General features: G+C 63.7%; 16 protein-coding genes. 10 read left to right on the top strand and 6 right to left on the bottom strand.

The window, feature by feature from the left end:
* Nucleotides 1-7 precede the first annotated feature (7 nt).
* Nucleotides 8-1,621, top strand: a complete 1,614-nt coding sequence (locus H7F36_RS03485) for an RNA polymerase factor sigma-54 (RefSeq protein ID WP_187053364.1) — start codon at nucleotides 8-10, stop codon at nucleotides 1,619-1,621.
* 9 nt (nucleotides 1,622-1,630) lie between these two features.
* Here H7F36_RS03485 and H7F36_RS03480 read toward each other — a convergent pair whose 3' ends face one another.
* Entirely contained in the window at nucleotides 1,631-3,421 is a 1,791-nt protein-coding gene (locus H7F36_RS03480) for a hybrid sensor histidine kinase/response regulator (protein ID WP_187053363.1), read from the bottom strand.
* Between the two features lie 24 nt (nucleotides 3,422-3,445).
* On the opposite strand from H7F36_RS03480, the gene H7F36_RS03475 reads away from it, so the two are divergent.
* On the top strand, nucleotides 3,446-4,735 hold the full coding sequence (locus tag H7F36_RS03475; RefSeq protein WP_187053362.1) for a class I SAM-dependent RNA methyltransferase: 1,290 nt from the start codon (nucleotides 3,446-3,448) through the stop codon (nucleotides 4,733-4,735).
* A 24-nt stretch (nucleotides 4,736-4,759) separates the two neighbouring features.
* On the opposite strand, the gene H7F36_RS03470 is transcribed toward H7F36_RS03475, so the two are convergent.
* Nucleotides 4,760-5,299, bottom strand: coding sequence for a cysteine hydrolase family protein (locus H7F36_RS03470; protein ID WP_187053361.1), 540 nt, complete (start codon nucleotides 5,297-5,299; stop codon nucleotides 4,760-4,762).
* A 57-nt stretch (nucleotides 5,300-5,356) separates the two neighbouring features.
* Here H7F36_RS03470 and H7F36_RS03465 point away from each other — a divergent pair, with 57 nt between their 5' ends.
* The gene (locus H7F36_RS03465; RefSeq protein WP_187053360.1) at nucleotides 5,357-5,761 is read left to right on the top strand and encodes a putative toxin-antitoxin system toxin component, PIN family; all 405 of its coding nucleotides are present in this window, start codon (nucleotides 5,357-5,359) and stop codon (nucleotides 5,759-5,761) included.
* Between the two features lie 8 nt (nucleotides 5,762-5,769).
* Here the strand turns inward: H7F36_RS03465 and H7F36_RS03460 are convergent, their stop codons facing one another.
* Together H7F36_RS03460 and H7F36_RS03455 are read right to left on the bottom strand one after the other, a co-directional pair.
* Nucleotides 5,770-6,684: a hypothetical protein gene (locus tag H7F36_RS03460; protein WP_187053359.1), complete on the bottom strand. Its 915-nt coding sequence runs from the start codon at nucleotides 6,682-6,684 to the stop codon at nucleotides 5,770-5,772.
* A complete protein-coding gene (locus H7F36_RS03455) occupies nucleotides 6,681-8,360 on the bottom strand; it encodes an FMN-binding glutamate synthase family protein (protein ID WP_410003065.1) in 1,680 nt (559 codons plus the stop codon). The genes H7F36_RS03460 and H7F36_RS03455 overlap by 4 nt, the downstream gene beginning before the upstream one ends.
* A gap of 120 nt (nucleotides 8,361-8,480) precedes the next feature.
* Between H7F36_RS03455 and H7F36_RS03450 the strand changes: the two genes are divergently transcribed.
* From H7F36_RS03450 to H7F36_RS03420, 7 genes are all read left to right on the top strand, one after another.
* Complete coding sequence (locus H7F36_RS03450) at nucleotides 8,481-9,287, top strand: UPF0149 family protein (protein WP_187053358.1); 807 nt, start codon at nucleotides 8,481-8,483, stop codon at nucleotides 9,285-9,287.
* 176 nt (nucleotides 9,288-9,463) lie between these two features.
* A complete protein-coding gene (locus H7F36_RS03445) occupies nucleotides 9,464-12,145 on the top strand; it encodes a type VI secretion system Vgr family protein (protein WP_187053357.1) in 2,682 nt (893 codons plus the stop codon).
* A gap of 47 nt (nucleotides 12,146-12,192) precedes the next feature.
* The gene (locus H7F36_RS03440; RefSeq protein ID WP_187053356.1) at nucleotides 12,193-12,633 is read left to right on the top strand and encodes a hypothetical protein; all 441 of its coding nucleotides are present in this window, start codon (nucleotides 12,193-12,195) and stop codon (nucleotides 12,631-12,633) included.
* Entirely contained in the window at nucleotides 12,630-13,295 is a 666-nt protein-coding gene (locus tag H7F36_RS03435; RefSeq protein ID WP_187053355.1) for a hypothetical protein, read from the top strand. Before H7F36_RS03440 ends, H7F36_RS03435 begins: the two co-directional genes overlap by 4 nt.
* On the top strand, nucleotides 13,292-15,364 hold the full coding sequence (locus tag H7F36_RS03430) for a hypothetical protein (RefSeq protein ID WP_187053354.1): 2,073 nt from the start codon (nucleotides 13,292-13,294) through the stop codon (nucleotides 15,362-15,364). The genes H7F36_RS03435 and H7F36_RS03430 overlap by 4 nt, the downstream gene beginning before the upstream one ends.
* Nucleotides 15,364-16,719 carry a DUF2875 family protein gene (locus tag H7F36_RS03425; RefSeq protein ID WP_187053353.1) on the top strand — a complete coding sequence of 452 codons (1,356 nt, stop codon included), beginning with the start codon at nucleotides 15,364-15,366 and terminating at the stop codon, nucleotides 16,717-16,719. The genes H7F36_RS03430 and H7F36_RS03425 overlap by 1 nt, the downstream gene beginning before the upstream one ends.
* Nucleotides 16,720-16,777: 58 nt before the next feature.
* Nucleotides 16,778-17,272: a pentapeptide repeat-containing protein gene (locus H7F36_RS03420; protein WP_187053352.1), complete on the top strand. Its 495-nt coding sequence runs from the start codon at nucleotides 16,778-16,780 to the stop codon at nucleotides 17,270-17,272.
* An 11-nt stretch (nucleotides 17,273-17,283) separates the two neighbouring features.
* Here the strand turns inward: H7F36_RS03420 and H7F36_RS03415 are convergent, their stop codons facing one another.
* Nucleotides 17,284-17,604, bottom strand: coding sequence for a GNAT family N-acetyltransferase (locus tag H7F36_RS03415; protein WP_187053351.1), 321 nt, complete (start codon nucleotides 17,602-17,604; stop codon nucleotides 17,284-17,286).
* Nucleotides 17,605-17,638: 34 nt separating this feature from the next.
* Nucleotides 17,639-18,130: a nuclear transport factor 2 family protein gene (locus H7F36_RS03410; RefSeq protein WP_187053350.1), complete on the bottom strand. Its 492-nt coding sequence runs from the start codon at nucleotides 18,128-18,130 to the stop codon at nucleotides 17,639-17,641.
* Between the last annotated feature and the right edge of the window lie 62 nt (nucleotides 18,131-18,192).

Genomic DNA, 18,192 nt, shown 5'->3' with positions numbered 1-18,192 from the left:
GCGCAGGATGAAGCAAGGCCTGTCGCTGCGCGTATCGCAGCACCTCGCGCTCACGCCGCAACTGCAGCAGTCGATCCGGCTTTTGCAGTTGTCCACGCTCGAGTTGAGCCAGGAAGTCGAGCAGATGCTCGACGACAACCCGTTCCTGGAGCGCACGGCCGAAGAAGCAGCACGCGAAGAGTTCGGCATCGACGTGTCCGACGCGCCGGCGCCGCGTGAAGAGCACGACAGCGACCGCCAGAGCGAGAGCGACGGCGAGTTCGCGCCGAGCGCGCTGGCGACCAACGCCGACGGCGCGAGCACCACCACGACCGCCAGCGAGACCGAAGCGCCGGCCAGCGAGATGTCCGACCAGGAGCCCGACTGGGGCGGCGATGGCACGGTCGAGATGACGCCGGACGATGGCGAATGGGGCGGCGAGGCGCCCGCCAGCAGCAACAACCTGGGTCCGAACGACGGCAGCGAGCGCACCGACGCCACCGAGCTCGCGCGCAGCCAGGAGTCGCTGCAATCCTTCCTGCACCGACAGGCGCTGAGCCTGCGGCTGAACGAAAACGACCAGGCCGCGTTGCGTTTTTTGATCGAATCGTTGAATGACGACGGCTACCTCGAAGACTCGTTGCCAGCGCTGGCATCAGGCCTCGCAGGCGATGACAACGACCAGTTCGACGGCCTCGTCCACCACTTCCAGGTGGCGCTTGGCCTGTTGCAGAGCCTGGAGCCGGTCGGCGTCGGCGCACGCGATCTCGGCGAATGCCTGGCGATCCAGCTGAAGGCGCTCGCCCATGAGAACGAGACCGTCGAAGAAAAGCAGATCCGCAAGACTGCGATCCTGATCTGCAAGCAGCCGATGGAACTGCTCGCGCGGCGCGACTTCAAACGCTTGGCCACGCTCGCACGCAGCAACGAAGAAGAAGTGCGCAGCGCGCTGCAGATGATTGCCAAGCTGGAGCCCAAGCCGGGTCGCCGCTTCGTCGATGTCGAACGCAACATCGTGGTGCCCGACGTGATCGTCACCCGCACCGGTCGCGGCGCGACGCTCAAGTTCCGCGTGATGCTCAACCCCGACGTGATGCCGCGTCTGCGCGTGCACGACATCTACGCCGGCGCGCTCAAGGCGCACAAGGGCGAGGGCAGCCAGGCGCTGTCGCAGCGGCTGCAGGAGGCGCGCTGGTTCATCAAGAACATCCAGCAACGCTTCGACACCATCCTGCGGGTGAGCAACGCCATCGTCGAGCGGCAGAAAAGCTTTTTCGTGCACGGAGAACTCGCCATGCGCCCGTTGGTGCTGCGTGAGATCGCCGACGAGTTGGGCTTGCACGAGTCGACCATCAGCCGCGTGACCACGGCCAAGTACATGTCGACGCCTTACGGCACGGTCGAGCTCAAGTACTTCTTCGGCTCGGCACTCGGCACCGAAACCGGCGGCAATGCATCCAGCACGGCAGTGCGAGCGCTCATCAAGCAACTCGTGAGCGCGGAGAGCATCAAGAAGCCGCTGTCGGACAGCCAGATTTCCGACATGCTGAAAGAGCAGGGGATCGAATGTGCGCGGCGCACCGTCGCCAAATACCGCGAAGCGCTGCGCATCGCACCGGCGAATCTGCGCAAGGCCCTTTAAGGCGTCGGTTTACCGCCGCGCCTGCAACAAAATCCCGCGCAGCTCTGCCGGCTGCACCGGCTTGCGCAACGCATGCCAGCCACGCTCGCGGGCCAGGTGCAGCGTCGCTTCATCGATATCGGCCGAGATCAGCGCGATCGTGAGCGACGGCTTTTGCAGTTGCAGGCGTCGCGCCAGGTCGATGCCGTCGAGCTTGCCCGGCAAGCGGATGTCGCACAGCGCGACGTCGATGGCCTGCAGGTCGGCGAGCGCCAGCGCCTCGGCCGCGCTCTCGTAGATGCGTGGCAGCGCCTGCCATTGGCGCAGCAGGGCCGCGAGGCTGTCGGCCACCACGGCGTTGTCTTCGACCACCAGCACCGCCAAGCCGGGCGCGAGCGGCATGGCGTCGAGCGCAGCGGTGCTGGTCGCCGCCGCGGTCGCGGCGCGTGCCGTGAGGTCGGGGTGCCCATCGCGAGGGGCCGATGGCAGCGTGAAGCCGAACACCGAGCCGCGTCCCGGCAGCGACCGCAGCGTGATCTGGACCCCCAGCCGCATCGCCAGGCGCCGCACGATGGCCAGCCCCAGGCCGTGCCCACGCTGTAGATTGCGCTCCACGTTCCCGACCTGCTCGAAGTCGCCGAACACCCGCTCCTGCGCTTCGTGCGCAATGCCGATGCCGCTGTCGCGCACCTCGATGCGCCAGCCGCCCGGCCGGCGCCGACAGGCCAGCAACACGCGGCCATTGGGTGCGAACTTGACAGCGTTGTCGACCAGATTGGCGACGATGCGGCGCAGCGCCACCGTGTCGGTCCACACGATGGCTTCGGCCGGGCAACGCACCCGCACCCGGCCGCTGCCGGCCTGCCGTGCGAACTCGTTCAGCAGCGGTGCGAGGGCGACCGCGGTCAACGTGAACGGGTCGGCAGCGGCCTCGATGCGACCGATTTCGAGCAGCTGGTTGGTCAAGCCTTCGAGCGCCTGCTGTGCCCGTGACAGCGCATCGACGGAGCCTTGCACCACGGCGGCGCTTTCGCCGACGCGCAGTTGCTGCCGCAGCACTTCGGCCTGCAGGCCCATAGCCATCACCGGCTGCCGCAGGTCGTGGTTGGCGGCTGAAAAGAACCGGAGACGCTCGGCCTGCGCCTGTTCCGACGCGCGCAGGCCAGCCAGCGCCTGCACGCGCAGCGCGCTCTCGTTGTGGCGCAGGCTGATGTTTTCTTCGAGCTGGCGCGAGCGCTCCGACACCAGCTTCCAGACCATCGCAAGCAGGCCGATGCCGAGGACGGCCGCCGTCACCATCACCGGCTGGCCGTAGGTGAGGCTCATCACGATCATGGGCACCAGCAACAGCGAAATGGCGAGTTGCATCGCGGGCGTGTGATACGACACCGAGAACGCCGACGACAACGTCATCGCCATGATGACGACGGCCAGCAGCAGTTGCACCACCGGGTCGGTCGGACTGAACAACAGTACGCCGGCGGCACCGTGCGCGGCCTCGTGCACTGCGATACGAAAAGTGTGCAGGCGGAGCGCAGGCTGCAGGTTCTCGGGCGTCAGCGGACTGGGCAGCACCTGCGGAAAGAAGCCGCGCCACGCAGTGCTGGCCGCGATCATGGCGATCCAGGCCAGCGCGTGCGGCAACGAGTATTGCCAGGCGAAAAGGGCGGCCACGCCGCAGTCCAGCAGGAACTGCACGGCCAGCATCGGTCCGGTGGGCTGGGCACTCAGGCGCAGCACTTCGCACTGCACTGCAAAGCGCACGGCCGGCGACGGAGCGGCCTGTGATGAGGGCGACGCGGGGGCGGACGGGGAACTCATGAGCACGGCAACTATAGTGGGCGGGTGAACGATCTCTCTCTCTTTTTGCCTTGCGCCGCCGGCGTCGAGGAACTCCTGGCGCAGGAAGTCCATGCGCTGACCGGCCGTGTCGGCCAAGACCTGCTGACACTGCGGGGCGGCGTGCGGGTGCGGGCCGAGTGGCGCGACGCCCTCAAGCTCAACCTGCACAGCCGCCTGGCGCAACGCGTGCTCATCGAGCTGGCGCACGCGCCGTACCGCAGCGAGAACGATCTCTACGCCATTGCCAGCGGCGTGGCGTGGGAGATCTGGTTCACGCCGAAGCAGACCTTCAAGATCGAGACCACGGCGCAGCACAGTCCGCTGCAAAGCCTGAACTTCGCGACGCTGCGCATCAAGGACGCGATCGCCGACCGCTTTCGCGCCAAGGCCGGCGGCGTGCGGCCGAGCATCGAAACGCATTGGCCCGACTGCCGCGTCTTCGCGCATCTGACCACCGACGACTGCACGCTCTACATCGACACCAGCGGCGAGCCGCTGTTCAAGCGCGGCTGGCGACAAGACACCGGAGATGCGCCGCTGAAGGAAACTCTGGCCGCCGCCATGCTGGCCGCCAGCGGCTGGTGGAACCCCGAAACGGGCGAGGTCGCAGCCCAACCGCTGTACGACCCCTGCTGCGGCAGCGGCACGATCGCCATCGAGGCGGCGCAGATCCAGTCAGGCATTCCGGCAGGATGGCTGCGGTCGTTCGGCTTCGAGAAATTGCTGGCGTTTCAGCCGCACGTGTGGGCGGCGATCAAGGCTGCGGCCGAAGAGGCCGGCGCTTCGCACGAGCCGGGGCCGGCCAACATCTTCGGCTCCGACGTGGCGCACCGCATGGTCGATTTCGCCGAGCGCAATGCCGAACGCGCTGGCGTGGCCGACCGCATCGAGTTCCGTGGCGGTGACGCGTTGCAGCGCATGCCGCCAGTTGACGTTGGCACCACTGGAGGCGTCATGGTCGTGAATCCTCCATATGGCGAGCGCATCGAAGTCGGTGGCATCGCAGGCGCGGACAGCGCAGCCAACACCGCACGATTCGGCGCACGCGAGTCGGCGCAGACCGAAGGCGGCGATGCCAGCGGCGACTTCTTCCCGCAGCTCGCCAGCCACTGGAAAAAGAACTACGCCGGCTGGACCGGCTGGGTGCTTACGCCCGACCTGCAGTTGCCCAAGCGCATGCGCCTCAAAGAGTCGCGCCGCGTGCCGATGTGGAATGGGCCGATCGAGTGCCGTCTGTTCAAGTTCGACATGGTCAAGGGCTCGGCACGTACGCCGAAAGTGCCGGTGACCTGAGCCACCTCGAGGCACCGGAACGCGTCAGGTGCCGATGCGTAAATCGTCCGTCGACACTGCTGTCACGAGCGGCCCGAAGCTGCTGATGTTGGTGAGGGTGTCGTTGTGGTGCCGGATGACTTGTTGCGGCGACAGGCCGGCATTGCCTTCGGTCGTGTGTGCGTCGGACACCAGCACCACCGGGTAGCCCAAAGCCAGCGCGCGCCGGATGGTCGTGTCGACGCAAAACTCGGTGTGCATGCCGCAAACGATGAGGTCTTCGACGTCGTGCGCCTTCAAGACAGCTTGCAGATCGGTCTTGTGGAACGAGTCCGCGGACGTCTTTCGAACGCGCAGGTCGGTCGGCGCTACCGTGAGTCCATCGGCCAGTTGCCAGGCGGGAGTGCCGTGTTCGAGGTAGCCCGAGCCGGACTCGTGCTGCACGAAGATCACGAAGGCGCCGGCGGCGCGCGCCTTGTCCGAAACCCGGTTGATCCGGTCGATAACTTGCGGCGATTCGAAGGGAGCATGCTCGCCCTCGCACAGGCCTTGTTGGACGTCGATCACGAGCAGTGCGGTGTTCATGAAAGGGATTGTCGGTCAGGTCTTTTGCAGCCGTGTGGCGGCGCCTAGACTTCCCCGATGATTTCGGCGCCTATCGTTCTCGACACCAACATCGTTCTCGACATCTTCGTGTTCAACGACGTGGTTGTGCAACCCTTGCGCGCCGAGCTAGAAGCCGGGGCGCGAACCTGGATCGCGACGGAGGCCATGCGCGTCGAACTCGTGCGCGTGCTGGGCTATCCGAAGATCGCGCCGCGGCTCGCTTTTTATGAAAGGAGTGCTGGCGACGTCATCGCCGCCTTCGACCGCCTCACGCGAACCGTGCCCCCGGCAGAAAAAGCAGGCCTGACCTGCAAGGACCCCGACGACCAGATATTCATCGATTTGGCCGTGGCGCATGGGGCGAAGCTGCTGAGCAAGGATGGCGCGGTGCAGGCATTGCGCAAGAGATTGGCCGCGCTGGGTGTCGAGATGGCGCTTTAGTCAGCGCGTCAGTCCCCCAGCACATCACCCTTGCCATGCCAGCGCGACAGCAACCGTGCGACAGCCCGCACCCGCTGCGTATCCCGCCCCCAGCGTCGACCCGCCGGCAAATGACGCAACCAGCGCATGCGCCGCGCTGCCAGCCGCAACCGCGCACGCACCTCGATGTCGGCCGCCTTCAGCACCGCGTGCCAGTGATCGGCCGCGGCCTGCGGCGACGCGGCGCGCACCAGCATCGCGGTCGAGTGCAGATAGCTCAACCAGTCGCGCGCCTGGCATTCAGCCAGCGGCAGCGTTTCGCCTGGGTCGTCCTCGAAGTCGATGTAGCCGATGACACCGTCGGGGCACTGCACCAGGTTGCGGTCGAAGGCCTGGCTCAGGTACTTGCCGCGCGCGTGCACGATGGCGATGGCGTCGAGCCCTTCGCGCCACACAGCAAGCAGCGCGGCGGGGCCGGCGGCGGCAGCGTGATCGAGCTTTTCCTGTAGCACGACGGTATTGCGACCACTCTCGCCGAGGTCCGACATCAGCAGGCCGTCGGGCTGCTGCGCCAGCACGGCCGGCACGCGCAAGCCCGCTGCGCCGAGCTCGCGCAGGCGCCGACCTTCGATGGCGATGGCTGCCTCGCCGCCGGGGTTGGGCACAGGCTTGAGCACGTCGAGCCGCAGCAAACCGGCAACGGCTGCGAGCAGGTGATAGCGCAACTTGCCGTGCCGCGCACCGGCCTTCTTGAGCCACACGCGCTCGGCGCCGAGCCGGTGACTGACGACGTTCTTCGCTTGCTGCGGCAGCGTCGTGCGAAGGAACTCCGCGTAGTCGCCCGGTGCGGGTGCGCGCGGAAGCGCGTCGAGTGGCGTGGGCGCCGAGGCCACGCCTTTGCGCATCTGGATGCGCGTGGAGCCGCTGCGTTTGGGAGGGTTCATGCGCTGAGCGCGACCTCTTGCGTCGCCTGCCCTTCGGCCTGCGTTTGTGTTCTTGCTTGCACGTCCGCAGCCTCACGCTGCTTCTGCGCATCGGCCTGCAGTGCCGGCAGCAGCGGCTGAAAGCTGGCCGCGTTCGCCAACGGCCAGTAGGTGCGAAACACGTTGTGCTGCGCATCGAGCGGTCCGAGCAGTGCGCCCGGTTGCACCTGCATCACGAGGTTGCTCAACAGTCGCACCTCAGTGTCGGAAATGCGCCGCACGATGTGGTGCGCGGTGATCTGTTGCGGATGGTCGAGCCCCGCGGCCTGCACCAGCTCCTGCAGCGCATGCAGCGTGCTGCGATGAAAGTTTTGTACGCGGTCGGCCTTGGTCGGCACCACCAATGCCTGCTGGCGCAACGGGTCTTGCGTGGTGACGCCGGTCGGGCAGTTGCCGGTGTGGCAGGTCTGCGCCTGGATGCAGCCGAGCGCCATCATGAAACCGCGCCCCGCGTTGCACCAGTCGGCGCCCAGCGCCATCATTCGCGCCAGGTCGAAGGCCGTGATCACCTTGCCCGCACAACCGATCTTGATGCGGCTGCGCAAGCCGACGCCAATCAACGTGTTGTGCACCAGCAGCAGGCCTTCCTGCAGCGGCGCGCCGACGTGGTCGCTGAACTCGACCGGTGCCGCCCCGGTGCCGCCCTCGGCGCCATCGACGACGATGAAGTCCGGCGTGATGCCGGTCTGCTGCATCGCCTTGACGATGGCAAACCATTCCCATGGATGGCCCAGGCAGAACTTGAAGCCGGTCGGCTTGCCGCCCGACAGCTCACGCAGCCGGGCGACGAAATTCATCATCTCGACCGGCGTGCTGAAGGCGCGGTGCGACGACGGCGAGATGCAGTCCACACCGATCGGCACACCGCGCGCCGCCGAGATCTCGGCCGTGACCTTGGGGCCGGGCAACACGCCGCCGTGGCCGGGCTTGGCGCCTTGGCTCAGCTTGACTTCGATCATCTTTACCTGCGGGTCGCGCGCATTGGCGATGAAGCGTTCTTCGCTGAAGCTGCCGTCGTCGTTGCGGCAGCCGAAGTAGCCCGAGCCGATCTCCCAGATCAGGTCGCCGCCATGCACGCGATGGTGTTGCGAGATCGAGCCTTCACCCGTGTCGTGCGCGAAGTTGCCGGCCTTGGCGCCCTTGTTGAGCGCGAGGATCGCGTTGGCCGACAGCGCACCGAAGCTCATCGCCGAAATGTTGAACACGCTGGCGTCGTAAGGCTGCGCGCAGTCGGCGCCGATGACGATGCGAAAGTCGTGGTTCGCGAGCTTGGTCGGCACCATCGAATGGTTGATCCACTCGTAGCCGGCGATGGTCACGTCGAGCTGCGTACCGAAAGGCCGGTTGTCGGGCTCGCCCTTGGCGCGCTGGTAAACCAGCGAGCGTTGCGCGCGCGAGAACGGCGCGGCTTCGGCATCGCTCTCGATGAAGTACTGGCGCATCTCGGGTCGGATGTACTCCAGTAAAAAGCGCAGGTGCCCGATGACCGGGTAGTTGCGCAGGATGGCGTGCCGCGTCTGCCGCAGGTCGTGCACGCCGGTGCCGCTCAGCACCGCAAAGGCCCCGACGCCGACCCATCCGCCCCAGAGCCAGGGCCACAACAGCACCGTCGCCAGGCTTGCGACCAAGCCGACCACGCACAGCGCGAACGCGATGTAGCGGGTGGGGAAAGGTGTGTTGATCGGTGTCGCGATGGTGTGTTCTCCAGTGCCCGGCGGCCTGCCTGCTGCATCATAGAGGGCTCAAACAGACGCAATATGACGACTCCTCCCGCTCCTGACAACGACCCTGCAACCCAAGCCGCTGCACTACCCACCGCCGACCCCGCACCGCTCGGCCCCGACGACTTCGATGCGCTCGACGGCGACCTCGACGCCATGCGCGAGACCGACGAAGAAATCCCTCAGTGGGAATTCTGCGAAGGCTTCATGGCCGCGCTCGTGTGTTCGCGCCGTCCGGTGCCGACCGAAGAATATTGGCCGGTGCTGCTGGGCGACGGCTTCGTCGCGGCGCAGCACATGGAATTCGTCTGGCGCTGGAAGCGGCGCTGGCGCGAGATCGAGCAGGGCCTCGATGCCGATGTGCAGTCGCTCGATGACGACCGCACCTGGCAACCCGAAGTGCTCGACACCCGCGGCGCCATCGCGTCGTTGCCCGAAGACGAGCGCACCGATATCGAAGGCGAGGAGATCCCCTCGTTCGCGCAAGTGTGGGCGCTGGGCTTCATGTACGCGGTCGAAAACTGGCCCGAAGACTGGGCCGCGCCCCGCGACAAGGAGGCCGCGCAAATGCTGGACGAAGCGCTCCACAGCATCGTTGCTCTGACCGAAGACGACACCGCCAAACCGACCTTGTCGATGTTCAGCGAAGACGGCCCGCCGAGCGTGAGCCAGCAACGGCTCGACGACTTCGGCGAAGCCATCTGGGCCGTGTACGACCTGCGTCAGCTATGGAAGAGCATGGGGCCGAAGGTCGAGACGATTCGGAAGGAAGCGACACCGGGGCGCAATGATTTGTGTCCTTGTGGGAGTGGGAAGAAGTTCAAGAAGTGCCACGGGGCTTGAGGGCGCTTTCATGTGCCGGGTCAAATAATCGACCAGTGCTTGTGTATTCGTGCATTCGTTCACGTGGCACGTGGCTGCCAATGTGAAGTCACATTTCATCCAGACTTTCCTTCTGAAGCCCCTCCGATAATCCGGCGGAGCAGTCATCTGCCGGGTCATTTTCAGGGGGAATCTTCATGTCCGTTATCAGCGGTCTCTCAGCGCGCACGCTCGAAATCCGCAGCAGCGCCATTCCGGTCGTGCTCCGCCGTCCTGCTTTGGAGCCGGTTCGCCTGGTCGGTCGAGAAGGTGTCAACAGTCTTTTCGAGTACGAGCTACTGCTGAAGACGCCTGACGCGCTGAACATCGGCGCCGCAAAGGCTGCGGACTACGATCTGGACAGCTTCATAGGACGCGAAATCACTTGCTCCATCGAACTCGACGGCGCTGGCGAGTTCGTTCCCGGCGCGGTCGGCGCCAGCGCCGACCGCATCGGTGCCGGCAGCCGCGAGATCAGCGCTCTAATTACCGACGCGCAACTGTGGGGTCAAGAAGGTCGCCACATTCAGTACCGCCTGACCCTGCGGCCCTGGCTTCACTTGGCCACGCTCACGACAGACTGCAAGATCTTTCAGGACAAGACGGTTGTCGACATCCTTGACGAACTCCTGGCTGACTACGCTTTCTCCGTCGACAAGCGCCTGTACGAGCAGTACCCGACGCGTGATTACCAGGCTCAGTTCAATGAGTCTGACTTCGCCTTCTTTGAGCGCCTGTGCCAGGAATGGGGCATCAGCTACCACTTCGAACACTCCGACGATAAACACCGGTTGGTGCTATCTGACGCCATGGGCTCCTACAAGCCCAACGAAAGTGCCGCTTATCAAAACGTTGACTATCACGCGCCTGGATGGAAGGTCAACGCGGAGTACATCCACGCCTTCGCGCCGCACAACCATTTGACCAGCGGCCGCTATGCCACCCGCGATTACGACTACACCCGTCCAAAGACCGAGTTGGCTACTGGACGCACGGACCCTCGTCCCACCGGGCAGGCCGCCCAGGAGGTTTATCAGTGGCACGCGAGCCATTCAGGCAGTCACTACGCCCAGCCCCGAGCTGGGGCGGCCGCAGCCAGCGATGCGGTAAACGACGGTGGCAAGCTCGCCCTCTTGCGCATGCAGAACTTGCGGACCCACGGATCGCGGGCTCGCGCGAGCGGCAACCTCCGCGGCATGGTGCCCGGCTGCACCTTCAAACTCCAGAAGCATCCACGTCAAGGCGCCAACGCCGAATACCTGATCCTGGATACCCAACTGCTGATCGAAGACGCCGCGCTCGACAGCCAGAACGTCGATGCTGGAGCTGAGCGACGCCAGCAATGGCGAGTCCAGGTCGACCTGACGGCTCACCCAGTCACCGAACCATTGCGTGCCGAACTAACCAGGCGCAAGCCGCAGACAGGCGGCCCGCAGCCGGCCATGGTGGTCGGTCCTGAGGGGCAGAACATCTGGACCGACGAACTGGGTCGCATCAAGGTCCAATTTCCTTGGGACCGCATCGGCCAAAAAAACCAGAACAGCACCTGCTGGCTTCGCGTCTCGAGCCCCTGGGCCGGCAATCAACTTGGCGGCGTGCATGTGCCGCGCATCGGCCAGGAGGTCGTCGTCGATTTTTACGGCGGCGATCCTGATCTGCCGATTTGCACGGGACGCGTTCACAACCAAGCGAATCAACCGCCCTGGAGCCTGCCTGACCAGTCGGCAGTCAGTGGTTTTCGCAGTCGTGAACTGACCAAAGAAGGCGGCAACAGCGCAGCAGGTCGCAGCAACCACATGCTGCTGGACGACACCGACGGCAAGATTCAGGCGCAGGTCAAGAGCGACCACATGGACTCCAGTCTCAGCCTTGGCCATGTGACGCGGGTAGAAGACAACGCCGGCCGCAAGGATGAGCGGGGCGAAGGCTTCGAACTGCGCACCGATGGCTGGGGCGCAGTGCGCACGCAGAAAGGCCTGCTTATCTCGACCGATGGCCGCTCGAAGGCCATTGGGGGCCTGCTCAGCCGCGATGAACTCGTGGCCTGCCTCCAGCAGGCGCTGGCGATCGCGAAAGACCTGACCAAGGCGGCCATCAAATGCGAAGCCGGTGCACGCGAGACTGCGCCCCAGCAGGCCTTGAGCGAAGCTGCCGAAGCCCTTGGCCACAAAGCAAGCAATGAAGCCGGCGCCCACGGCAAGGCGCAAGGCGGTCAGCCGGTATTGGCCCTCAGCGGTGCCGCCGGCATTGCCACCGTCACGCCCAACGACTACACCCAATATGCCGGCCTGAACATCGACACCGTGGCGGGCCACAACCAGCAGCACTACGCCGACCAGTCCATCCTGCACACCGCCGGCAAGGACATCGGGCAGTTCGCTCGCACTGGCGATATCCGTGTCATTGCCAATGAAGGCAAGCTGATCCATCAAGCCCAGCACAACAGTGTCGAGATCACGGGCGAGAAGTCCATCACGATCCAGTCCACCGAGGACGGCATCACCCTCAAGGCCAAGAAGAGGATCACGTTGGCCCTGGACGATGGCACGTACCTGCGCATGGAGGGCGGCAAGGTGACATGGGGCATGACCGGCGAGCATCTGGTGCAGACCGCCAACTTTCGCCTCAGTGGCCCCAGCACCATCGGTGTGGACTTTCCCGGTTTTTTGCGCACCGACCAAGCCCAACAACTCAAATTGCACAGCATGGGAGACAAGGACGACAGCCTGGCAAACCGGGCCTACACCGTCCTCAAGGCGAGTGGCTCAAAGGCTTCCGCCGAGACAGGTGGCGACGCCATTTCCAAGCTCGACAAAGACAAGCCGTTCGATGTCACTTGAACGGGCTTGTGAAGCCGAAAACTTGAAACTATCCAGGGAGTTGAGAAATGAAAAAAAAGAACTTGTTGCCTGCCAACGGTCGAATTGGCCAACTCGCGTTGACATCCGCAATGGCTTTGCTGGCCGGCGCAGCCAACGCAGACATCACCGCCGGTCAAGCGCAGGCCATGGCTGCAGACGGTGTCAACAAGACTGCCCAGTTTTTGGTCGGAGTCCTGGGCGGTTGCGCCAGCACCTACCCAGAGATGCGCGATGATGTCGTCAAAGTCTTGCAAACCATGAGGGACGACTTGCAAGCCGAAGAGGCAAACAAGATCATCAGTTCGGTAGGGCGGTGCATGAGCAAGGAAAGCGTCCCGACAAAAAGCCAATGCAACGACTTGGCAGCGCAGGTGCCAAGTCGCAGCTTCGATCCCAATGACAAGAAATTCGAGCCCTTGTTCATGACTAGCCTGGATATGTTGGCGCCTTGCCGAGGCGGCAAGTGAAGGTGGCCGACGGGTTGAAGCCTGGCTCGAGATCTGCTTGTCTTGCCGCGGCAATGCTGGCCGTAATGATGAGCCTGTGCCTGAGCGCATGTGCCGGGGGTGGAGTCTCCCAGTCATCTGTGCCACCGCCCAAGTCTTCCGTGCCGGCACAGGTTGCCTACCGCATCGACGATCACCGTTACTTCGAGATCACGCCGGACGAAACCTGCTTTGGGAACATGCTGTACTTCGTGGACACAGCCAAGGGCATTCATTCAGAGGTGGTGAGATTTGACGCGGTGATGAATCGGACCACTCTCATCATCGATGCGGCCAATGATCAATACCTGGTGGCGCCGGTGACGCGCGGAGGCACGAACTGCTCGTCCGGCGGGGGTGCTTGCGGGGGCAACAAGATGCCTTACTCCACGGACGGGGGCAGGACGTGGAAACGCGTTTGGTCTTCAGGCAGCGAAGACGACCTGATGGTCGGTGGATCGACGGCTTATCACTCATATCGTTTTGGGGAAGTTCTGTATACGGATGCGATTGACCTGGTCGCGCTCAGTACTCAACAGGATGTCGACTGGAAATCTTTGCGCGGTTTCATCTTCCAACCGCGAATTGCTCCGGTGGATACGAAGGTGCGCTGCAAAGCCAGTGGCACAGAGGACAAACCATGAGCGATGAACTCAGCACCATCAAAATACCCGTCACGCCCGATCCTGGAAAATATCAATGGGTCAAAGGAAAAATTACTGGCACTGATGACAAGCAAGCTGCCCGCACCCACACCGTTGGCGTGCCGCACTTAATGCCTGGCGTCATTATTTTTGTGCACGGAGTCAATTCCGAAGGAGAGTGGTACGCGGATGCTTCAACGCGGTTCTCTGAAGGCTTGAACAAACGGTTGGGCAGAGGAAGTGATCTGCAAGCTCTTCGTGAGGACAAGCCCAATAAGCGCTTCGTGTACGCCAAGGACGAAAACCGTCTTAAATCCCCTGTCATTCCGTTCTGGTGGGGCTACAAGGTCGACGAGGCCGGTCGCCAGATCGTCAAGGGCACCGACCAAGCAGGCGACACACCAGCGAGAACGGACATTTATGGAAACCCACTGCGTACCGACGGTGCCTGGGGCGGCGGCCCTTTCCAAAACGGCGGTGCCGCACTCAGCTCCTTCTGGCTGCCCACAGGGTTTCGAAAGGACATCCTGAACGGCGTCATCGACGTGAATGCGGTCAATCCCTTTCTTGGGCGCATCCTGTGCGATTGCCCGCCACGCCTGTATTACGCGCATGCTGCACGGCGCCTTGCCAATCTGGTCAAGGATATCCGCAAGAACCTGCCCAACGAGCCCATCAACATCGTCTCGCACAGCCAGGGCACGATCGTCGCGCTGTGCTCGCTGTTCTTTCTCGATGAGGTACGCGCGCCTGATACGGTGATCCTAAACAGCTCGCCCTATCGGTTCGACACCCAGATCACCGACTACGGCAGCGCGTCCGACGGCCGTCACAGTGTGCAGCCGGAGGCTGGGCGTATTCAGACCTTCGCCAACGCCGCCGGCATCCTGGCCAAAGCCATCAAGGACTATCCGGCTCCACCCGCCGCCAAGGCCGAGTGCACGGTGGAGCACCGCCCGTGCAATGCGTACGACGATGTGGTCTACGTGAACAAACCGGCCAATGCGCCACTATGGCAGGCCGAGATCGGCGGCAAAGTGGAAGACCCGAAAGGCCCTCGCGGCCAGGACGGCAAGCCTTGGTGGAGCGATCCTAAGTTCGAGCGCCGCGAGACTCGCGGCAAGCTGATGGTGAACTTCAATCCGGGCGACCGCGTGATCGGGGTTTCGGCCGTGTCCGGCATGGGCTGGCGTGGGATTCCACCGCAGTACATGGCGCAGATCGGCAGCAACGTGCAGCAGCGACTGTTCGCGCGTGGAACCAATCCTGAACACAACCCAGCTGTTGGGTCAAAACCGACGGGCAAACCGCTGCCCTATTTCTATAAGCAGATCGTGCACGTGCCGGCGGGCGTCAACGGTGAGTCCGCGCAGGATCGGGAGGAGTGGCATTACCTGGACGGTGGCGCGGCCAACCGGGCGTGGAAGATTCCTTCGGAGAAGATATTTGGTCTTGCCGCCGCGCTGGGTGATCTCAGCCCCAGTTGGAGCGGTCATGTGGAGAGCGTGCTCGTGAATGCGCCGGAGGTCCCCAGCCCGGTGGAGTTGCCTCAGAAGTTCGACGGCGGCTACGTGATGTACGACGGCCAGGCGGGCAAGGCGCCGGATGGCACGTCGGTGCAAGCGTCCGAAGAGCAGCAGGAGGATTTTGCGGACGACGTGAGATACCAGGAGCGGCAAACTGTCATGCAGCACGACGAGAAAGGTATGCCCACCCACTTGAGCTACGAAAAATGGGCGGATGTTGAAAAGCGCCGCACCCACAAGGTCGGCCACATACCTATATCGCCTACCAACCATGCGGCCATCCTGCGCTTCAAGAACGACGACAACACATCGCCCGTAGCTGACGTCCTGAGCTACGACGTGACAGTCGGCCTCGGCTATGCATGGCACGACGAGAAATATTGGAACTACCTGCTCGACTTGGCGGACTGGAAGAAAAGCGATCCGTACTACGACACGGGCAAGCTGCCCGATTCCGACAAAAGCATGCCGGCGGGCATCGTGAAGGATCGTGCGCCTGAATCCGCGCCGCAGTCGGCGTCTAACCCGGTGGAAGTCCGCTGATGGCAACGCGCAATCGTTACCATCCTGCCGCAGCCTCTCCGGCCAAGTTCCTGCACGTTTCCGGGGTGGGGCTGCGCGTAGACCACGTGCCCGCTGGACCGTTGTGGGAGCGCGTAGGACGCCTGGCATCGCCCGACGAAGAAGCGCCCGACCCGCCACGGACCCTGGACGAATGTCTCACCAAGGCGCGACTGTTTCGCAGCGCCGCATTGCGCGCCGCGCTGACTCATCGACCGAAGAACGGTGAGCGTGGCCGCTTCGTGGAGGGCTACCCCATTCCGACGACCGTCGCGCTGCCACCCTCAAAACAAATGGATGCGGCGGCACTATCGCAGTGGAAACGCACTTATCAGAGCGATGAGAGTCAGAGTGGGCTTCCGTGGCAGTTGCATGACGGCCCGGCAGGCATGGCGTTCCACGACCTGCGGTTCAAGGGGTCGCCGCGTTTTGAAGCCGCTGGCATCGACCTCTGGCGGTCGGCTTTCAACGCCTTCGACACGCAGGGAGATCTGAACAGTCTGCTGGTGTGGGCCGAGGACGGCTACGCCGCGCGCTCGGACCTGGGCGGATGGGAGAACCCGAAAGGCCAGGGCGGTGAATCTTTGGAGGACATCCTTGCGCGGCCCAAGCGTGCCGGGCAATTGCGAGACACCTTCTCGGGCTTGCTATTGACGCGCCCGGACGCGGCCGAATGGTTGCGTGAGTGGTCGCTTCACGTTGTCGATGCCAGCGAAGAGAGCCATTTTCCCAACGGCGTGGTCGGTCGCGGCCGGCATGGCTTTGGTGGCTTGCGCACCCAGGCCCACGAGGGACGGGTCACCTTTGGCACGTCGCTGGGTGCCTTCACGCCGACCCCTAACGTGCCGGCCCTCTGGAGCCGGCCACAATATGAGCAGTACGCGATGATGCCGACACTGGCACTGCTGCTGAAGCCTGAATTCGCTCGATTCGGTGATGGCATGTCGGCGGACCAAAAGGCCGACGCCCTGGAGGGTGCGCTGAAGGCGTTACTGGACGGTCCTTTGCGAAAGCAACCGCCGAAACGCCTGTTCTACAGTGCGGCATCGGACGGTGATGACATCGCGCTGCTCGCACGCTGCGTCGCCAAGGTGGCGCCGCAAAGCGGGTTGATGAATTTGGGCGCAGGTTTCCGGCTGGAGCAATGTCTGGGCGGTGAATTGGGAGCGGCAAGCATGAATGCGGCCATCGGGCTGGCGAGCATCGCCGTCTGGGAAAGCGGCGAACCAGCGCTGGCTATCAACCTGCGCGATCCGCGCGGTGCGTTGGTCTTTGTGCTGTTTCCACCCAGCGCCGAATACCGCAAGAGCATGAACGCGCGACCGTACGTCATTTGATCGACTGCAGAGCGCCCATTTGGATTGCCCTGCCAAACCCACAACGACTCATTCCTCGATGTCAGCCCAGCGTTTAATTTTCAAGCACGACCAATGGCGCAAAGGCACCGGGGGCGCCGCAGCCGGCGTGGTGGGTGAAAGCGACGCCAACGCCTACACCGGCTTGGACCTCAACCTCGTCACCTTCTCGGCCAGCACTTTCAGCGGCAGCAGCTTCTCGTCCACCACTTTCGTGGACGCATCCTGGACTGGGTGCCAGTTTTCTAATTGCACCTTCAGTCATTGCGACTTGCGGCGCATCTCTGTCAGCGGCTGCACCTTCATCGGCTGCACTTTCTCGGATAGTCAACTCGCCCAATGCAGATTCAATAACTGCAGCCTGACAGACTGCACGTGGGATCAATTGAACTTCGACCATGGTCGCTGGAGTGGTCTCGAAATTCTCTCTTGCGCAGGCAGCGACATCACGGCGGATGGCCTGATCGGCAAACGGGTGGACTTCACAGGCAGTTGGTTCCGGAACATGCAGTTGACGAATGCCTGCATCAACTGAAGCGGCCACAATTAAATCTTGAAAGCCCGCTGAATATCCTCCCGCACCAGGTCCACATAGTCCCGGTGCTTGCGGATATACCCCGCGATGAACTGGCACACCGGGATCACATGCAGCTTGCGTGCACGCGCGTCGTCGAGCACGTGCTTGGCCAGGGTCGAACCGACGCCTTTGCCTTCGAACGCCGACAGCACTTCGGTGTGCGTGAACATGATGGCGTCGGTGAGCAGGTTGTATTCCGCGTAGCCGGCCAGCTCGTTGCCGATGTGGGCTTCGTAGCGGTGCTTGGCGGTGTCATCGGTGAGGGCGATGTCGGTGGTCGGTGCGGTCATGAGTGCGGGGCTTTCCAAGCGTCTCGAATTGGTCTCAAGACTGGCGTGCCATGAAGGCAGCGAGGTTGGTGGCAGCGGTCTTCCTGACCTTGTTGCGCAACGACGGCGACCAGCCGAGCAGCAACCCCGGCGTGCCGAGCGCCTGACGTGCCCAGGTCCAGAAAGGGAAGCTGTCGTGGTGCGCGGCGATCAGGCCTTCGGGCGTGAAGGTCATGCGCGCATCGATGGCGTTGTCGACGATGCGGCCGGTCGCGCTGAATCGGTAGTGCGCGTCCCAGTGGGCTTTACCGCTGGTGTCGTCCGCCGTGACGTCGCGATACGTCAGCTTCCATACGTCGGCGCCTTTGGCTTGGGTGCCGGCGCACAGCATGGTCCACATGCCGCCGACCTCTGTCTGACCACGCAGCGTGAACACCTCGTCTTCGAAGGTCACGTCGGGTGCGTAGCACGCGCTCATGGTGGCGGCGTCGAGCTTGGCGAAGGCGTCGTAGAAGCGGCGGATCGTTTGTTCATTGGTCGTCTTCATGGGCTCCCCCTGCGATGTCGTCGTGGTGAATGGGTCGATTGCGGCGTTTGACAGACGAGGCG

It is taken from the genome of Variovorax sp. PAMC28562, from assembly GCF_014303735.1.
In the GTDB taxonomy this organism is placed as follows: Bacteria; Pseudomonadota; Gammaproteobacteria; order Burkholderiales; family Burkholderiaceae_C; genus Variovorax.
Note: the sequence above shows the minus strand (reverse complement) of the source record. Positions and strands in the feature narration are given on the sequence as shown.

Coding starts and splice junctions, on each gene's coding strand:
- H7F36_RS03415 (WP_187053351.1), bottom strand. CDS start 17,604: ATGACCGCACCGACCACCGACATCGCCCTCACCGATGACACCGCCAAG.
- H7F36_RS03450 (WP_187053358.1), top strand. CDS start 8,481: ATGACGACTCCTCCCGCTCCTGACAACGACCCTGCAACCCAAGCCGCT.
- H7F36_RS03480 (WP_187053363.1), bottom strand. CDS start 3,421: ATGAGTTCCCCGTCCGCCCCCGCGTCGCCCTCATCACAGGCCGCTCCG.
- H7F36_RS03425 (WP_187053353.1), top strand. CDS start 15,364: ATGGCAACGCGCAATCGTTACCATCCTGCCGCAGCCTCTCCGGCCAAG.
- H7F36_RS03430 (WP_187053354.1), top strand. CDS start 13,292: ATGAGCGATGAACTCAGCACCATCAAAATACCCGTCACGCCCGATCCT.
- H7F36_RS03440 (WP_187053356.1), top strand. CDS start 12,193: ATGAAAAAAAAGAACTTGTTGCCTGCCAACGGTCGAATTGGCCAACTC.
- H7F36_RS03465 (WP_187053360.1), top strand. CDS start 5,357: ATGATTTCGGCGCCTATCGTTCTCGACACCAACATCGTTCTCGACATC.
- H7F36_RS03460 (WP_187053359.1), bottom strand. CDS start 6,684: ATGAACCCTCCCAAACGCAGCGGCTCCACGCGCATCCAGATGCGCAAA.
- H7F36_RS03420 (WP_187053352.1), top strand. CDS start 16,778: ATGTCAGCCCAGCGTTTAATTTTCAAGCACGACCAATGGCGCAAAGGC.
- H7F36_RS03445 (WP_187053357.1), top strand. CDS start 9,464: ATGTCCGTTATCAGCGGTCTCTCAGCGCGCACGCTCGAAATCCGCAGC.
- H7F36_RS03470 (WP_187053361.1), bottom strand. CDS start 5,299: ATGAACACCGCACTGCTCGTGATCGACGTCCAACAAGGCCTGTGCGAG.
- H7F36_RS03410 (WP_187053350.1), bottom strand. CDS start 18,130: ATGAAGACGACCAATGAACAAACGATCCGCCGCTTCTACGACGCCTTC.
- H7F36_RS03485 (WP_187053364.1), top strand. CDS start 8: ATGAAGCAAGGCCTGTCGCTGCGCGTATCGCAGCACCTCGCGCTCACG.